This window comes from Roseixanthobacter finlandensis (assembly GCF_043195105.2).
In the GTDB taxonomy this organism is placed as follows: Bacteria; Pseudomonadota; Alphaproteobacteria; order Rhizobiales; family Xanthobacteraceae; genus NCEH01.
Genome location: NZ_CM195536.1, coordinates 2,999,775 through 3,016,599, shown reverse-complemented (window position 1 = coordinate 3,016,599; position 16,825 = coordinate 2,999,775). Strand labels below are relative to the sequence as shown.

Below are 16,825 nucleotides of genomic sequence, written 5' to 3'. Positions count from 1 at the left end.
CGGGAAGAGGCAGATGGACGAGACCTTGAAGGACCTCGCGGTTCACATATCCGGCGCGCTCGGCGAAGCGATCCGCGCGACGCATATGGCGTTCGGCGAATTGACCCTTGAAGTGGAGGGGGCGCAGATCGTGAAGGTCACGACCTTCCTGCGCGACGACCCGGCGTGCCTGTTTCACGGCATCGTGGATGTGTGCGGCGTGGATTACCCGGCCCGCGAGCTGCGATTCGACGTCGTCTACCATCTGCTTTCGCTGAAGCACAATATGCGGATCCGCCTGAAGGTGCAGACCGACGAGGCCACGCCCGTGCCCTCCATCTGCGGGGTGTTTCCGGGCGCCAATTGGTTCGAGCGGGAGGCCTACGACATGTATGGCATTCTGTTCATCGGCCATCCCGAACTGCGCCGTCTGCTGACCGACTATGGGTTCGACGGCTATCCCTTGCGCAAGGACTTTCCGCTCACGGGCTTCGTCGAGGTGCGCTATGACGACGAGGCCAAGCGCGTGATTTATGAGCCGGTCCGGCTTCCGCAGGAATTCCGCAACTTCGACTTCCTCTCCCCGTGGGAGGGTGTCGAATATGTTCTGCCCGGCGACGAAAAGGCTGCCTCGCAGCCCGGCGCCCCCAAGGCGAGCTGAAGGAGCGCCCCATGGCCCACACCCTCGACTCGCCCGATCCCGGCACGCCGGTCCGCAACTTCCAGATCAATTTCGGCCCGCAGCATCCCGCCGCGCACGGCGTGCTGCGCTTGGTGCTGGAGCTGAACGGCGAGGTGGTGGAACGCGTCGACCCGCATATCGGCCTGCTGCATCGCGGCACCGAAAAGCTGATTGAGGCGAAGACCTATCTCCAGGCCGTGCCCTATTTCGACCGGCTCGATTATTGCGCGCCGATGAACCAAGAGCATGCCTATTGCCTGGCGGTGGAGAAGCTCCTCGGCATTGAGGTGCCGATCCGCGGCCAGCTGATCCGCGTGCTGTATTCCGAGATCGGCCGCCTGCTCTCGCACATTTTGAACGTCACCACGTTCGCGATGGACGTGGGTGCACTCACCCCGCCGCTGTGGGGCTTCGAGCAGCGAGAGAAGCTCATGATGTTCTATGAGCGCGCGTCCGGGAGCCGCATGCATGCGGCCTATTTCCGGCCGGGCGGCGTTCATCAGGACCTGCCGACCAAGTTGGTCGAGGACATCGGCGCCTTCTGCGACCCGTGCCTCCAGACCCTCGACGATCTCGATGCGCTGGTCACCGGCAACCGCATCTTCAAGCAGCGCACCGTCGATATCGGCGTGGTGACTCTGGAAGAGGCTCAGGCCTGGGGATTTTCCGGCGTGATGGTGCGCGGCTCCGGCGCCGCCTGGGATCTGCGGCGCGCGCAGCCTTATGAATGCTATTCTGAGCTGGATTTCGACATTCCCATCGGCAAGCACGGCGATTGCTATGATCGCTACGTGGTCCGCATGGAAGAGATGCGCCAGTCCATCAAGATCATGAAGCAGTGCGTGCAGCGGCTGCTGAAGGAGCCGGGCCCGGTGGCCACGGTCGACAATAAGGTGGTGCCGCCCAAGCGGGGCGAGATGAAGCGCTCGATGGAAGCGCTGATCCACCATTTCAAGCTTTATACCGAAGGCTATCACGTAACAGCGGGCGACGTGTACGCCGCGGTGGAAGCGCCGAAAGGCGAGTTCGGCGTTTATCTGGTCGCCGACGGCACCAACAAGCCCTATCGCTGCAAGATCCGCGCGCCCGGCTTCGCCCATCTCCAGGCGATGGACTTCCTGTGCCGCGGCTACATGCTGGCCGACGTATCCGCGATCCTCGGCTCCCTCGATATCGTGTTCGGGGAGGTGGATCGGTGAAGGCTCTCCTGACGGCCTCCGCGCTTCTGCCGCTGGCCTGCGGTGCCGGTGAGGCCACCGATTACGGCCGCGCGCCCACGACGCTCGACGTGGTGGTTCCGCTTGGCGCACCGGCCGAGCCGCCACGGGCGATGGTGGTGCAGAAGCTCACCATGTTCAGCCTGCTGAACGGCGGGTGGCAGCCGGTGGATGCGGCGCTCATCCCCGAGAGCGGCATTCCCGGCACGCAGGGCAGCTTCGCCCATGCGGATGGGGCTGCGGTGAAGCTCTACAAGAATGGCGTCTACGCTTATTGCGGCATCGCCCAGGTGGGCGGCGCCTATAATGATTGTCACATTGTCAGCCCGGGAAGCCGCTGATGTCTGTCCGCCGCCTCGCAGCTGAGCAGCCCGCAAGCTTCGCCTTCACGGCGGAGAATGATGCCTGGGCCGATCGTCAGATTGCCAAATATCCCGAAGGCCGCCAGGCCAGCGCCGTGATCTCGCTCCTGTGGAAGGCGCAGGAGCAATGCGGTGGCTGGTTGCCGGAGCCCGCGATCCGCGTGGTCGCGGACCGGCTCGGCATGCCGAACATCCGGGTGCTGGAGATCGCCACCTTCTACACCATGTTCAATCTGGAGCCGGTGGGGCGCCATTTCGTGCAGCTCTGCGGCACCACGCCCTGCATGCTGCGCGGTGCCAATGAGCTGAAAGAGGTCTGCCAGCGCAAGATCGGACCGGAGCGTCATGTTTCGGCCGATGGCGCGCTGTCCTGGCTGGAAGTGGAATGCCTCGGCGCCTGCGCCAATGCGCCCATGGTTCAGATCAATTACGATTATTTCGAGGACCTGAGCCCCGAGATCCTGGAGAAAATCCTCGATGATCTCGCCGCCGGCCGCCCAGTAAAGCCCGGTCCGCAGACCGGCCGCCAGTTCTCAGCGCCGGCGGGGGATCTGACCTCGCTGACCGATCCGCAGATCTATGAGCCGCGCGCTGCCGAAGCCGCCGTGGCGGCGGCCGACGAGCAGCCGGATCTGTTGCAGGCCGGCCGTCCGGCCGCAGCGGCGGAGACTCCGGTCGATCCGGTGGGCATCGCCTCGGCCGCTCAGGAAAAGGCCGTGAACGGCCAGCATGCCGGCGAAAAGCGGGAAGAGGTGGCACGCGCCGCCCAGGAGAGCAGCCCCTCCGTCACGGGCTCCAAGCGCGAGGCGCCGAAGACCGGCACCGGCGTGCGCGATCCGGAGGCTTGAGCCATGCTCCAGGACAAGGACCGCATCTTCACCAATCTCTACGGCATCCACGACTGGGGCCTGAAGGGCGCGCTGGCGCGCGGCAATTGGGACGGCACCAAGGGCATTCTGGAAAAGGGCCGCGACTGGATCATCAATGAGATGAAGGTCTCGGGGTTGCGTGGCCGCGGCGGCGCCGGCTTCTCGACTGGCCTCAAATGGTCCTTCATGCCCAAGCAGTCCGACGGACGCCCCCATTATCTGGTGGTGAACGCCGACGAATCCGAGCCGGGGACCTGCAAGGACCGGGAGATCATGCGGCATGATCCGCATCTCCTGATCGAAGGCTGCCTCATCGCCTCCTTCGCCATGGGCGCGCACGCGGCCTATATCTATGTGCGCGGCGAATATGTGCGCGAGCGCGAGCAGCTCGAAGCGGCCGTCGAGCAGGCCTATGAGGCCAAGCTCATCGGCAAGGACAATGTCCACGGCTATCCGTTCGACCTCTATGTGCACCACGGCGCCGGGGCCTATATCTGCGGCGAGGAAACCGCGCTGCTGGAGAGCCTGGAAGGCAAGAAGGGCATGCCGCGGCTGAAGCCGCCGTTCCCGGCCAACATGGGCCTCTATGGCTGCCCGACCACGGTCAACAATGTGGAATCCATCGCGGTTGCGCCCGACATCCTGCGGCGCGGCGCGGCCTGGTTCGCCGGTATCGGCCGTCCGAACAATGTCGGAACCAAGCTGTTCGGCATCTCGGGCCATGTGAACACGCCCTGCGTGGTCGAGGACGCCATGGGCACGCCGTTCAAGGAATTGATCGAGCGGCACGGCGGCGGCATCCGCGGCGGCTGGGACAATCTGCTCGCCATCATCCCCGGCGGCGCGTCCTGCCCGGTGATCCCGGCCGACCAGTGCGAAGACCTGATCATGGATTTCGACGGCACCCGCGCCGCCAAGTCCAGCCTCGGCACCGCCGGCATCCTGGTGATGGACAAGTCCACGGACATTGTTCGCGCCATCGCCCGCATTTCTTATTTCTTCAAGCATGAGAGCTGCGGCCAGTGCACACCGTGCCGCGAGGGCACGGGCTGGATGTGGCGGGTGCTGAACCGCATGGCCGAAGGCCGCGCGCAGAAGCGCGAGATCGATTTGCTGCTCGAAGTGACGACCCAGATCGAAGGCCATACCATCTGCGCCCTCGGCGACGCGGCGGCCTGGCCGGTCCAGGGCCTGATCCGGCACTTCCGTCATGAGATCGAGAAGCGCATCGACCAATATGCGGCCAATCCCCATTCCGACCCGGTGCACATGCCGGTGGCGGCGGAGTGAGGCATGGCCGACGAACCGGATAGCTCTCTCTTGACGCTCGTGCGCCGGATCGACGCGCGCACCGAGCGAATGGCGGAGGATATCCATCATCTGGAAGTTCGCGTGACCGCGCTTGAGGAGGCCGTTGTGGAAAACAGTCGCCGCTTCGAACGCCTGGAACACCGCGTCGATCGGATCGAGCGTGCGCTTGATCCGATCGAATTGCAGTAGGGACCTGTCATGGCCAAGCTGATCGTCGACGGCACCGAGGTAGACGTCCCCGCCGAATACACGCTGTTGCAGGCGTGCGAGGTTGCGGGCGTCGAAATTCCGCGCTTCTGCTTCCATGAACGCCTGTCCATCGCCGGCAATTGCCGCATGTGCCTGGTGGAAGTGAAGGGCGGCCCCCCCAAGCCGACGGCGTCTTGCGCCATGGCGGTGAAAGATCTGCGTCCCGGCCCCAATGGCGAGCCGCCCGTGGTGCTCACCAAGAGCCCCATGGTGAAGAAGGCCCGCGAAGGGGTGATGGAATTCCTGCTCATCAACCACCCGCTGGATTGCCCGATCTGCGACCAGGGCGGCGAGTGCGACTTGCAGGACCAGGCCATGGCCTATGGCGTGGACACCTCCCGCTTCGCCGAGAACAAGCGGGCGGTGGAAGACAAATATATCGGCCCGCTGGTGCGGACCTCCATGAACCGGTGCATCCATTGCACCCGCTGCGTGCGCTTCACCACCGAAGTCGCCGGCGCGGCGGACCTCGGCGCCATCGGGCGCGGCGAGGACATGGAGATCACCACCTATCTCGAACACGCCATGCATTCGGAATTGCAAGGCAATGTGGCCGATCTCTGCCCGGTGGGCGCGCTGACCCACAAGCCCTACGCCTTCCATGCGCGGCCCTGGGAATTGACCAAGACCGAATCCGTGGACGTGATGGACGCGGTCGGCTCCAACATCCGCATCGACACCCGTGGCCGCGAAGTGATGCGCATCCTGCCGCGCACCAACGAGGCGGTGAACGAGGAATGGATTTCCGATAAGACCCGCTATGTGTGGGATGGCCTGAAGGCGCAGCGCCTGGACCGGCCCTATGTGCGCAAGGACGGGCGCCTTGTGCCCGCCACCTGGACCGAGGCCTTTGCGGTGATCGCCGCCAAGGTGAAGGCGACCGCACCGGCCCGCATCGGCGCGATCCTCGGCGATCTCTCCAGCGTCGAAGAAGCCTTCGCCCTGAAGGGGCTGTTCGACAAGCTCGGCTCGAAGAACATCGACGCGCGCCAGGACGGTGCGGCGCTCACACCGGCGCTCGGCCGCGCCACCTACATCTTCAATGCCGGCATCGAGGGCATCGAGGCGGCGGACGCGATCCTGCTCATCGGCACTGATCCGCGCCATGAGGCGAGTGTACTGAACGCCCGCATCCGCAAGCGCTGGCGGGCCGGCGGCCTCAAGGTCGGCGTGATCGGTCCGCGCGTGGACCTCACCTATCCTTACGAATATCTCGGGGCCGGCCCCGAGACGTTGGCTGAGCTGGCCGGCTCCGGTACCTTCGCCGAGGCACTGAAGGCGGCCGAGCGGCCGCTCGTCATCGTGGGGCAGGGGGCTGTTGCCCGGCCTGACGGTGCTGCGGTGCTTTCGCTCGCGGCCCGCGTAGCGGTGGCCGTCGGCGCGGTGAAGGATGGCTGGAATGGCTTTGCGGTCCTGCATACCGCGGCCTCCCGCGTCGGTGCGCTCGATGTGGGCGTGGTTCCGGGCGAGGGCGGCCTCGACGTGGCGGGCATGACCGCCGCCGGCGCGCTGGACGTGGCCTTCCTGCTGGGTGCGGACGAAGTGGATGTGGCGCCCGGCGCCTTCGTCATCTATCTCGGCACCCATGGTGATCGCGGCGCGCATCGGGCGGATGTGATCCTGCCGGGCGCGGCTTATCCGGAAAAGTCCGGCATTTACGTCAATACCGAGGGACGGCCCCAGTTTGCCAATCGCGCGGCCTTCCCGCCGGGCGATGCGCGCGAGGATTGGGCGGTGCTGCGGGCCCTGTCCGAGGTGATCGGCCATAAGCTGCCCTACGATACGCTTCTGGCGTTGCGCGCGGCTCTGGTCGCGGCCTATCCGCACCTCGGCCGGCTGGATCAGGTGGAGCCGGCGGACGCCGGGTCCATCGCCGCGCTTGCCGGCTTGGGCGGAACGGCCGACAAGGGCGCGTTCGTCTCCACCATTGGTGATTTCTTCCTGACCAACTCGATCGCGCGGGCCTCCGCCGTGATGGCGGAATGCTCGAAACTGCGGCTCGGCAGCGATGCCGTGGCGGCGGAGTAGGACCATGGCGGGCAGGACACGAAACGGGAATCTGGGTGAGCGGGCCTCGGCCTGCTGGAAGCCGGTTGGGCATGCGCCCTGCCGGATGACGGATTGAGGGGCGGGAAGAACCCATGAGCTGGCAGGATACCCTTATCCAGGTGCTGATCATCTTCGGCGCGAGCCTCGCGCTGCTGGTGGCACTGCTGATCTTTATCGCCTTCATCCTGTTGGCGGACCGCAAGATCTGGGCGGCGGTGCAGATGCGCCGCGGCCCCAACGTGGTCGGCCCCTTCGGCCTGCTGCAATCCTTCGCCGACCTGCTGAAGTTCGTCCTCAAGGAGCCGATCATCCCTGCGGGCTCCAACAAGGGCATCTTCATCCTGGCGCCGCTGGTGAGCTGCGTGCTCGCGCTCTCCGCCTGGGCAGCCATTCCCTTGGCCTCGGGTTGGGTGATCGCCGATCTCAACATCGGCATTCTCTACATTTTCGCGATTTCCTCGCTGGGCGTATACGGCATCATCATGGCCGGCTGGGCGTCGAACTCGAAATATCCGTTCCTGGCGGCGCTGCGCTCGGCGGCGCAGATGGTCTCCTACGAGGTCTCCATCGGCTTCGTCATCATCACAGTGCTGATGTGCGCCGGGTCGCAAAACCTCTCTGCCATTGTCGAGGCGCAGAACGGCCGGTTCGGGCTACTGAACTGGTATTTCCTGCCGCTGCTGCCGATGTTCGTGATCTTCCTGGTCTCGGCGCTCGCGGAAACCAACCGTCCGCCGTTCGATCTGGTGGAAGCGGAATCCGAGCTCGTCGCCGGCTTCATGGTGGAATATTCCTCCACCCCCTACCTGCTGTTCATGCTGGGCGAATACGTGGCGATCATGACCATGTGCGCCCTCGGCACGATCCTGTTCCTCGGCGGCTGGCTCTCGCCGCTGCCGTTCGCTCCCTTCACCTGGGTGCCGGGGATCATCTGGTTCGTGCTGAAGCTGTGCTTCATGTTCTTCCTGTTCGCCATGGCGAAGGCGATGGTGCCCCGCTATCGCTACGACCAGCTGATGCGGCTCGGCTGGAAGATCTTCCTGCCGATCTCGCTGGTGGCCGTAGTGGTGGTGGCGAGTGTCCTTCACTTCACGGGGACGGCGCCCCAATGATCGAGACCTGTTACCTTTCATTCGGCCGCGTTGGCGCGGCGGGAGCGATGCCATGAAACTGGATCAAGCGGCCCGCGCCGTTTTCCTCACCGAGTTTCTCTCGGGTTTTGTGCTCGCCATGCGCTATTTCTTTGCGCCCAAGGCGACCATCAACTACCCGTTCGAGAAGAACCCCATCTCGCCGCGCTTCCGGGGCGAGCATGCGTTGCGCCGCTATCCCAACGGGGAAGAGCGCTGCATCGCCTGCAAATTGTGCGAGGCCATCTGCCCCGCCCAGGCCATCACCATCGAGGCTGGCCCGCGCCGCAACGACGGCACCCGCCGCACCACGCGTTACGACATCGACATGGTGAAGTGCATCTATTGCGGCTTCTGCCAGGAGGCCTGCCCGGTGGATGCCATTGTCGAGGGGCCGAACTTCGAGTTCGCGACCGAGACCCGCGAGGAATTGTACTACGACAAGGAGCGCCTGCTCGCCAATGGCGACCGGTGGGAGCGCGAAATCGCGCAGTCCATCGCGCAGGACGCGCCTTATCGGTGACAGGGTTCGCCCGCTTCCGGCGGGCGGTGAGGGTTGGGGCTGAGGGGGCGCGCGTCCTGCGGGCACCCGAGACAGTGGACTAATGTGATGGGTACGGGCTATCGACGGGCCGGCCGCCACGCGCGGCCGCATAGGATCGGCGCCGTGGCGCCGCGGAGAGGGGAGCTCGGCGCATGAGTGTCGCGGCAGTATTTTTCTATCTCTTCGCTGGCGTCCTCGTGGCGTCGGCCTTCATGGTGATTGCCTCCCGCAACCCAGTCCATTCGGTCCTGTTCCTCATCCTGTGCTTCGTCAATGCGGCGGGCCTATTCATCCTGATCGGTGTCGAGTTCCTCGCCTTGATCCTGGTGGTGGTCTATGTCGGCGCGGTGGCGGTGCTGTTCCTCTTCGTCGTGATGATGCTGGACGTGGACTTCGTCGAGCTGCGGCAAGGGTTCCTGCAATATCTGCCGGTGGGCGCGCTGGTGGGCGTGGTGTTCCTGGTTGAGCTGATCCTGGTGGTGAGCACCTGGGCGACCGCGCCCGCGGTTGCGCAATTGCCAAAGGCGGCCGCCGTCGGCGGCGCGGCCATCAGCAACACCAAGGCGCTCGGTCACGTGCTCTACACCGATTACGTCTACTTCTTCGAGGCTTCGGGCATGGTGCTGCTCGTCGCCATGATCGGCGCCATCGTGCTCACGCTGCGCCACAAGGTGAACGTGAAGCGCCAGAACGTCTCCGCCCAGGTTGCCCGTACGCCCGAGACCGCGATGGAAGTGGTCAAGGTGCGCCCGGGCCAGGGCATCTAGGAGGGAAAGATGGACATTTCGCTTTCCCACTATCTCACGGTCGCGGCGATCCTGTTCACGCTGGGCACGCTCGGCATCTTCCTCAATCGGAAGAACGTGATCGTCATCCTGATGTCGGTGGAGCTGATCCTGCTCGCCGTGAATATCAATCTGGTCGCCTTCTCCGCCTTCCACGGCAGCATCGTCGGCCAGGTGTTCGCGCTCCTGGTGCTGACCGTCGCTGCCGCCGAGGCGGCCATCGGGCTCGCCATCCTCGTGGTGTTCTACCGCAACCGCGGTTCGATCGCCGTCGAGGACATCAATGCCATGAAGGGCTGAGGCCATGTATCAGGCGATCGTCTTTCTTCCCCTCATCGGCTTTCTGATTGCCGGGCTATTCGGCCGCGTCATCGGCGCGCGCCCGGCGGAAATCATCACCACCGCGTTTCTGTTCATCTCCTGCGCGCTCGCCTGGGTCGCCTTCTTCCAGGTGGGCTTCGGCGGACACGACGCGCATGTGCAGGTGATGCGCTGGATCCATGTGGGCGACCTCAAGATCGACTGGGCGTTCCGCATCGACACCATGACGGCGATCATGCTGATCGTCGTGACCACGGTCTCCTCGCTGGTTCACCTCTATTCCATCGGCTACATGCACGAGGATCCGAGCCGCCAGCGCTTCTTCGCCTATCTCTCCTTGTTCACCTTCGCCATGCTGATGCTGGTGACGGCGGACAATCTGGTCCAGCTGTTCTTCGGCTGGGAGGGCGTGGGCCTTGCCTCCTACCTGCTGATCGGCTTCTGGTATGAGAAGCCCTCGGCGAACGCGGCGGCGATGAAGGCCTTCGTGGTGAACCGTGTCGGCGACTTCGGCTTCATGCTCGGCATCTTCGCCGTGTTCGTGATGACCGGTTCCGTCACGTTCGACGCGGTCTTCGCCCAGGCGCCTTCGCTGGTCGGCAAGAGCATCAATTTCCTCGGCCATGCTTGGGATGCACCGACTGTGATCGCCCTGTTGCTGTTTGTCGGCGCAATGGGTAAGTCGGCCCAGTTCCTGCTTCACACTTGGCTGCCGGACGCGATGGAGGGCCCGACCCCGGTGTCCGCCCTCATCCATGCCGCGACCATGGTGACGGCCGGGGTGTTCATGGTGGCGCGCATGTCGCCAATCTTCGAGCTCTCGCACACCGCACTGAGCGTGGTGATGCTGGTGGGCGCCACGACCGCGATGTTCGCGGCCACGGTGGCCCTGGTGCAGAACGACATCAAGAAGGTGATCGCCTATTCCACCTGTTCCCAGCTCGGCTACATGTTCGTGGCCATGGGGGCGGGGGCCTATTCGATCGGCATCTTCCACCTTTTCACCCATGCCTGCTTCAAGGCGCTGCTGTTCCTCTGCGCCGGCTCGGTCATCAATGCGATGCACCACGAGCAGGACATGCGCCACATGGGTGGGCTCTATAAGAAGATCCCCTTCACCTATGCAATGATGCTGATCGGGACGCTGGCGATCACGGGCTTTCCCTTCTTCGCGGGCTATTATTCCAAGGACGCGATCATCGAGGCCGCCTGGGCCAGCGATAACAGCTTCGCGCTCTACGGCTGGGTGATGACCGTGGCCGCCGCCGCGCTCACCTCCTTCTATTCCTGGCGCCTCGTGTTCATGACCTTCCACGGTCATCCCCACGACCATCATCATTACGAAAATGCACATGAATCGCCGCTGGCGATGACCATTCCGCTCGGCGTCCTCGCCGTCGGCTCGGTGTTTGCCGGTATGGTGTTCTACGGCGACTTCGTCGGCCACCACGTGCAGGACTTCTTCCGCCAATCCATCTTTATGGGGGCGGAAAATCACATTCTGCACGAGATGCACGATATCCCCGGCTGGGCGGCCTATGCGCCCACGGTCATGATGGCGCTGGGCTTCCTCGTCGCCTATTGGTTCTATGTGCTCGATCCGTCGGTGCCGGTGGCGCTCGCCCGCAGCCAGGACGCGCTGTACCAGTTCCTGCTGAATAAGTGGTACTTCGACGAGATCTACAATTTCATCATCATCCGCCCCGTCCTGTGGATCGGCCGCGTGCTCTGGAAACAGGGTGACGGCCGGATCATCGACGGTATGGGGCCGGACGGGATTTCCGCCCGCGTGCTGGACGTGACCGCCTCGGTCGTGCGTCTGCAAAGCGGCTATCTCTATCACTATGCCTTCGTGATGCTGATCGGCGTCGCCGCCTTCATCACCTGGTTCATGTTCGCCGGAGTGTGACGATGACCACATGGCCCATCCTCTCCGTCGTCACGTTCCTGCCTTTGGTGGGGGCATTGTTCATCCTGGTGGTCCGGGGTGACGACTTGGTGTCCGCTCGCAACGCCCGCTGGGTGGCGCTGTGGACGACGCTCGTCACCTTCATTGTGTCCCTGCTGCTGCTGCCGGGCTTCGACTCCAAGGCGGCGGGCTTCCAGTTTGTCGAGAAGCATCCGTGGCTGGGCGATATCGCCGCCTATCACATGGGCGTGGACGGCATTTCCCTGCCGCTGGTCATCCTCACCACTTTCCTCATGCCGTTCTGCATCCTGGCAAGCTGGGAGAGCGTGAAGAAGCGGGTGAAGGAATATATGATCGCGTTCTTGGTGCTTGAGACCTTGATGGTCGGCACCTTCTGCGCGCTCGATCTGGTTCTATTCTACTTCTACTTCGAAGCTTCGCTGATCCCGATGTTCCTCATCATCGGCATCTGGGGTGGCCCGCGCCGTATTTACGCGAGCTTCAAGTTTTTCCTCTACACGCTGGCGGGTTCGGTGCTGCTGATGCTCGCCATCATGGCGATCTATTGGCAGGCGGGCACCACCGACGTGCCGACGCTCATGACCCACGGCTTCCCGGTGGGGATGCAGACATGGCTCTGGTTGGCCTTCTTCGCCTCGTTCGCAGTGAAGATGCCCATGTGGCCGGTGCACACCTGGCTGCCCGATGCGCATGTGGAAGCGCCCACGGCCGGCTCGGTGATCCTGGCGGGCGTGCTGCTGAAGATGGGTGGCTACGGCTTCATCCGCTATTCGCTGCCGATGTTCCCGGATGCCTCGCATCTGTTCGCGCCCCTTGTGTTCACGCTGTCGGTGGTGGCGATCATCTACACCTCGCTGGTGGCGCTGGTGCAGACTGACATCAAGAAGCTGATCGCCTATTCGTCCATCGCGCACATGGGCTTCGTCACCATGGGCCTGTTCGCGATGAACGAGCAGGGGCTCCAGGGCGCCATGTTCCTCATGATCTCGCACGGCTTCGTCTCGGGCGCGCTGTTCCTCTGCGTTGGCGTCATTTACGACCGCATGCATACCCGCGACATCTCCGCTTATGGCGGGCTGGTGAAGCGCATGCCGCTTTATGCGACCGCCTTCATGATCTTCACCATGGCCAATGTGGGCCTGCCCGGCACTTCCGGCTTCGTCGGCGAGTTCCTCACCATGCTGGCGGCGTTCGAGCGCAACAGCTGGATCGCCTTCTTCGCGGCGACGGGTGTGATCTTCTCGGCCGCCTATGCCCTGTGGCTCTACTGGCGCGTGATCTTCGGGCCGCTTGAAAAAGACAATCTCAAGGGCATCCTCGATCTTGGCCCGCGCGAGATTGTGATCCTCGTTCCGCTCGTGGTGATCACCATTCTGTTCGGCTTCTGGCCGGCGCCGATCCTGGACATGACGTCCACGGCGGTGAATGCGGTGGTTGCGCGTACCGATACTGTCGCGTCGGCGGTGAAAACCGCCACGCTGATGTTCAGCTTCTGACCCGAGGTCGCCCGATGTCGTCCCTGCCTCCGCTCGGCGCCGTTCTTCCCGAAGTCACGCTCGCCGTTTCGGCGATCGTGCTGCTGCTGGTCGGTGCGATCCGCGGCGAAGCGGCCGCCAATCTGGTGAACGGCCTCGCCATCGCGGTGCTCGCCGCCGCCGGCATCCTCGTGCTGGTGGCGCCGCACACTACCCTCTCGGCGTTCGGCGGCAGCCTCGTGATCGACGATTTCAGCCGCTTCATGAAGGCGCTCGCGATCCTCGGCGCCCTTGTGTCACTGATTTTGTCGGTGCATTGGCTGAACCGCGAGCGGCAAAGCAAGTTCGAATATCCGGTGCTCATCCTCATCGCCACGCTCGGCATGTGCATGCTGGTCTCGGCGGGCGATCTGATCGCGCTGTATCTCGGCCTCGAACTGATGAGCCTCTCGCTCTATGTGGTGGCCGCGTACAATCGGGACTCGATACGGTCCACCGAGGCGGGCCTGAAGTATTTCGTTCTCGGCGCCCTGTCGTCCGGCATGCTGCTCTACGGCGCCTCGCTGATCTATGGCTTCACCGATTCGGTGAATTTCGGTGCCATCGCCGCGGCTGCCACGACGCCGACCATCGGGCTGGTGTTCGGCATTGTGTTCCTGTTCGCCGGCCTGTGCTTCAAGGTCTCGGCCGTGCCGTTCCACATGTGGACGCCGGACGTTTACGAAGGCGCGCCGACGCCGGTCACGACCTTCTTCGCCACCGCCCCGAAGGTGGCGGCCATGGCCGTGTTCCTGCGCGTTGCCACCGAAGCCTTCCCGCACATCACCCATTCCTGGCAGCAGATCATCGCCTTCGTCTCCATCGCCTCGATGGTGCTCGGCGCGTTCGCCGCCATCGGCCAGCGCAACATCAAGCGCCTGCTGGCTTATTCCTCCATCGGCCACATGGGCTTTGCCTTGGTGGGCCTCGCGGCCGCGACCCCGCAGGGCATTCGCGGTGTGCTGATCTATATGGCGATCTATGTTGCCATGACCCTGGGCAGCTTTGCCTGCGTGCTCGCCATGCGCCGCAACGGCAATGCGGTCGAGAATGTGGACGAGTTGGCCGGGCTCGCGCGGACCAATCCGATGATGGCGCTGCTGTTGGGCGGGCTGATGTTCTCGCTCGCCGGCATTCCGCCGCTGGCCGGGTTCCTGGCGAAATATTACGTATTCCTGGCGGCTATCGAGGCGGGCCTCTATGGCCTCGCGGTGATCGGCGTACTCGCCTCGGTGGTAGGTGCCTATTATTACCTCCGGGTGGTCAAGATCATGTATTTTGACGAGCCGGCGGAAGCCTTCGACCCCATGCCCGGTGAACTGAAGGCGGTGCTGGGGCTTTCCGGTCTGTTCACCATCTTCTATTTCGTTTATCCCTCGCCGCTGATCAACGCGGCCGGTGTGGCCGCCCGGGCACTTTTCTGAACTATGGCGGCGCAGCGTTTCCAAAGCTCCACGATTCCCATCGTCCGATTCACGGAGATCGGCTCCACCAACGCGGAAGGTCTCGCGCGGCTCGGCCGTGGCGAGGCCATGCCGGTTTGGTTGGTGGCCGACATTCAGAGCGCGGGGCGCGGGCGGCGCGGGCGGCCCTGGACGAGCGAACTCGGCAATCTGTTTGCGACCCTGGTTCTGCCGAATCCGGCGCCGGTGGCGCATGTGGCTCAGCTTTGCTTCGTTGCCGGCCTGGCGCTGCGCGATGCCGTGCTGGCTGCCGCGCCATTGCTGACGACCGAAGGGCTCAAGCTGAAATGGCCCAATGACCTCATCCTGGACGGCGGCAAGCTTGCCGGCATCCTGGTGGAAGGCGGCACCGACGCGGCGGGGCGCCCGGCGGCGGTCATCGGGTTCGGCGTCAACTGCCTTCACCACCCCGAAGACCTGCCGTATCGCGCCACCAGCCTGGAAGCGGTGGGTGCGCCCACCGCGCCTGATCGCGTGCTGGAAGCCCTGGATCGGGCCATGGCGGTGCGCCTCAACCAATGGAATGGCGGCAACGGCTTTCCCTCGGTCCGCACCGACTGGATGCGCCATGCCCTCGCCATCGGCGATACGGTGAGCGTGCGCATCGGCGAGCGGGAAGTGACGGGACGTTTCGAGAGCATCGATGCCCGCGGCGCCATGATGTTGCGGCGGCGGGACGGAATTGCAGAGATCATCACCGCCGGCGATGTCTCCCTGCCGAAGGCGGAATGATAGGTCACATGGCGGAACAGAACGAGCTGGTCTTCGCACCCCTGGGCGGGGTGGGCGAGATCGGCATGAATCTTGGTCTTTACGGTTTCGGTCCGCGTCGCGCCCGCAAATGGCTGATGATGGACCTCGGCATGAGCTTCGCGGGGGACGAGGCGCCGGGCGTGGATCTGGTGTTGCCCGATATTCGCTTCCTGGAAAAGGAAAAGGCGAACATCGTCGGTCTCATCCTCACGCATGGCCATGAGGACCATGTCGGCGCGGTGATCGACCTGTGGCCACGCCTCAAATGCCCGATCTACACCACGGCCTTCACCGCCGGCCTGCTGGAGGCCAAGCGCTGGGGCGAACCGGGCGCACCGAACATTCCGGTCAATGTGGTGCGGGCGGGCGCGCGGATTTCCATCGGCCCGTTCGAGGTGGAATTCATTCCCGTCGCCCATTCGATTCCCGATAGCCACGCGGTGGCGATCCGCACGTCGCTCGGGCTGGTTCTGCATACGGGCGACTGGAAGCTGGATCCGACCCCGGTGGTCGGCTCGGTCACGGATGTCGCTCGGCTGAGTGCGCTGGGCGATGAGGGCGTGCGCGCCATCATCTGCGATTCGACGAACGCCATCCGCGACGGTGTTTCCCCTTCGGAGGCCGATGTCGGGGCGACGCTCAAGGAAATCGTTGCGGCCGCCAAGCACCGCATCTGCTTCACCACATTCTCGTCCAACGTGGCGCGCGTGCGCTCCATCGCCGAGGCGGCGCTGGCGGCTGATCGCGAAGTGGTGGTCGTGGGGCGCGCGATGGAACGGGTGATCGGGGTTGCCCGCGAGCACGGCATGCTGGACGGCATTCCGCCATTTCGCGGCGCCGACGCCTACGGCTATTTGCCGCGCGACAAGGTCGTGGCCCTTCTCACCGGCTCGCAGGGCGAGCCGCGGGCGGCCTTGAGCCGGATCGCCACGGACGATCATCCCGAGATCGCGCTATCCAAGGGCGATCTGGTGGTCTTTTCCTCCCGCACTATTCCGGGCAATGAGAAGGTGGTGAACACCGTCATCAACGGCCTGGTGAAGCGCGGCGTGCGGGTGATGACCGATCGCGACGCCCTGGTTCACGTCTCCGGCCATCCGCGCCGGGGGGAGCTGGAGCAGATGTACGGCTGGGTGCGCCCGCAGGTCTCCATACCCGTGCATGGCGAGCCCCTGCATCTGGCCGAGCATGCCGCCCTCGCGCGTCGCCTGGGCGTGCCGGAAGTGGTGAATTGCTACGATGGCAATGTCATTCGTCTTGCGCCGGGTCCGGCCGAGCGCGTGGACGATATTCCCTTCGGCCGTCTTTATAAGGATGGGCGCTTGCTGGTGGCCGATACCGCCCAGACCATCCCGGAGCGCCGGCGCCTCGGTTTCGTGGGCGTGGTCTCGGTGGCTCTGGCGGTCGACCAGAAGGGCGCCCTCGTTGGGGAGCCCGCGCTGGAACTGACCGGCATTCCCGAGCGCGGGGAGGGCGGCATCGACATGCTCGATCACGTGTTCGACACGGTGGTCGCCACCATGAACGGCCTGCCACGGGCCCGCCGCCGTGATCCCGATGCCCTTGCCGAGACCATTGAACGCGCGGTGCGATCTGCGGTGAATGGCCTGTGGGGCAAAAAGCCGGTTTGCCACGTGCATATTCTCGAAGTTTGATAGGGCCTGCGG

At 64.4% G+C, this 16,825-nt stretch carries 16 protein-coding genes; all 16 read left to right on the top strand.

All coding sequences use genetic code 11. The annotated features are described in order from the left end of the window. The first annotated feature begins 13 nt into the window (after nucleotides 1–13). The 16 genes from V5G24_RS14330 (at nucleotide 14) to V5G24_RS14255 (ending at nucleotide 16,813) form a co-directional block, all read left to right on the top strand. Nucleotides 14–640, top strand: coding sequence for an NADH-quinone oxidoreductase subunit C (locus tag V5G24_RS14330; RefSeq protein ID WP_394081810.1), 627 nt, complete (start codon nucleotides 14–16; stop codon nucleotides 638–640). 11 nt (nucleotides 641–651) lie between these two features. Next, nucleotides 652–1,860 (top strand): NADH-quinone oxidoreductase subunit D, encoded by a 1,209-nt coding sequence (locus V5G24_RS14325; protein ID WP_394081812.1) that lies wholly within the window; start codon nucleotides 652–654, stop codon nucleotides 1,858–1,860. After that, nucleotides 1,857–2,219 (top strand): hypothetical protein, encoded by a 363-nt coding sequence (locus V5G24_RS14320; protein ID WP_394081814.1) that lies wholly within the window; start codon nucleotides 1,857–1,859, stop codon nucleotides 2,217–2,219. The genes V5G24_RS14325 and V5G24_RS14320 overlap by 4 nt, the downstream gene beginning before the upstream one ends. Continuing rightward, nucleotides 2,219–3,088: an NADH-quinone oxidoreductase subunit NuoE gene (gene nuoE / locus V5G24_RS14315; protein WP_394081816.1), complete on the top strand. Its 870-nt coding sequence runs from the start codon at nucleotides 2,219–2,221 to the stop codon at nucleotides 3,086–3,088. The genes V5G24_RS14320 and nuoE overlap by 1 nt, the downstream gene beginning before the upstream one ends. 3 nt (nucleotides 3,089–3,091) lie before the next feature. Beyond that, entirely contained in the window at nucleotides 3,092–4,399 is a 1,308-nt protein-coding gene (gene nuoF, locus V5G24_RS14310) for an NADH-quinone oxidoreductase subunit NuoF (RefSeq protein ID WP_394081818.1), read from the top strand. Nucleotides 4,400–4,402: 3 nt separating this feature from the next. Next, on the top strand, nucleotides 4,403–4,609 hold the full coding sequence (locus V5G24_RS14305; protein ID WP_394081820.1) for a hypothetical protein: 207 nt from the start codon (nucleotides 4,403–4,405) through the stop codon (nucleotides 4,607–4,609). 9 nt (nucleotides 4,610–4,618) lie between these two features. Further along, on the top strand, nucleotides 4,619–6,697 hold the full coding sequence (nuoG, locus tag V5G24_RS14300) for an NADH-quinone oxidoreductase subunit NuoG (RefSeq protein WP_394081822.1): 2,079 nt from the start codon (nucleotides 4,619–4,621) through the stop codon (nucleotides 6,695–6,697). Between the two features lie 113 nt (nucleotides 6,698–6,810). After that, nucleotides 6,811–7,830 (top strand): NADH-quinone oxidoreductase subunit NuoH, encoded by a 1,020-nt coding sequence (gene nuoH, locus V5G24_RS14295; RefSeq protein WP_394081824.1) that lies wholly within the window; start codon nucleotides 6,811–6,813, stop codon nucleotides 7,828–7,830. Between the two features lie 52 nt (nucleotides 7,831–7,882). After that, nucleotides 7,883–8,371, top strand: coding sequence for an NADH-quinone oxidoreductase subunit NuoI (gene nuoI / locus V5G24_RS14290; RefSeq protein WP_394081826.1), 489 nt, complete (start codon nucleotides 7,883–7,885; stop codon nucleotides 8,369–8,371). Nucleotides 8,372–8,544: 173 nt separating this feature from the next. Continuing rightward, complete coding sequence (locus V5G24_RS14285; protein WP_394081828.1) at nucleotides 8,545–9,159, top strand: NADH-quinone oxidoreductase subunit J; 615 nt, start codon at nucleotides 8,545–8,547, stop codon at nucleotides 9,157–9,159. Between the two features lie 9 nt (nucleotides 9,160–9,168). Next, nucleotides 9,169–9,477, top strand: a complete 309-nt coding sequence (nuoK, locus tag V5G24_RS14280) for an NADH-quinone oxidoreductase subunit NuoK (RefSeq protein WP_348844925.1) — start codon at nucleotides 9,169–9,171, stop codon at nucleotides 9,475–9,477. Nucleotides 9,478–9,481: 4 nt separating this feature from the next. Then, entirely contained in the window at nucleotides 9,482–11,407 is a 1,926-nt protein-coding gene (gene nuoL / locus V5G24_RS14275; RefSeq protein WP_394081830.1) for an NADH-quinone oxidoreductase subunit L, read from the top strand. Nucleotides 11,408–11,409: 2 nt separating this feature from the next. Then, nucleotides 11,410–12,924 carry an NADH-quinone oxidoreductase subunit M gene (locus V5G24_RS14270; RefSeq protein WP_394081832.1) on the top strand — a complete coding sequence of 505 codons (1,515 nt, stop codon included), beginning with the start codon at nucleotides 11,410–11,412 and terminating at the stop codon, nucleotides 12,922–12,924. Nucleotides 12,925–12,938: 14 nt separating this feature from the next. Beyond that, nucleotides 12,939–14,366: an NADH-quinone oxidoreductase subunit NuoN gene (nuoN, locus tag V5G24_RS14265; protein ID WP_394081834.1), complete on the top strand. Its 1,428-nt coding sequence runs from the start codon at nucleotides 12,939–12,941 to the stop codon at nucleotides 14,364–14,366. Between the two features lie 3 nt (nucleotides 14,367–14,369). Beyond that, complete coding sequence (locus tag V5G24_RS14260; RefSeq protein ID WP_394081836.1) at nucleotides 14,370–15,137, top strand: biotin--[acetyl-CoA-carboxylase] ligase; 768 nt, start codon at nucleotides 14,370–14,372, stop codon at nucleotides 15,135–15,137. Between the two features lie 8 nt (nucleotides 15,138–15,145). After that, nucleotides 15,146–16,813 (top strand): ribonuclease J, encoded by a 1,668-nt coding sequence (locus tag V5G24_RS14255; protein ID WP_394081838.1) that lies wholly within the window; start codon nucleotides 15,146–15,148, stop codon nucleotides 16,811–16,813. The last annotated feature ends 12 nt before the right edge of the window (nucleotides 16,814–16,825 follow it).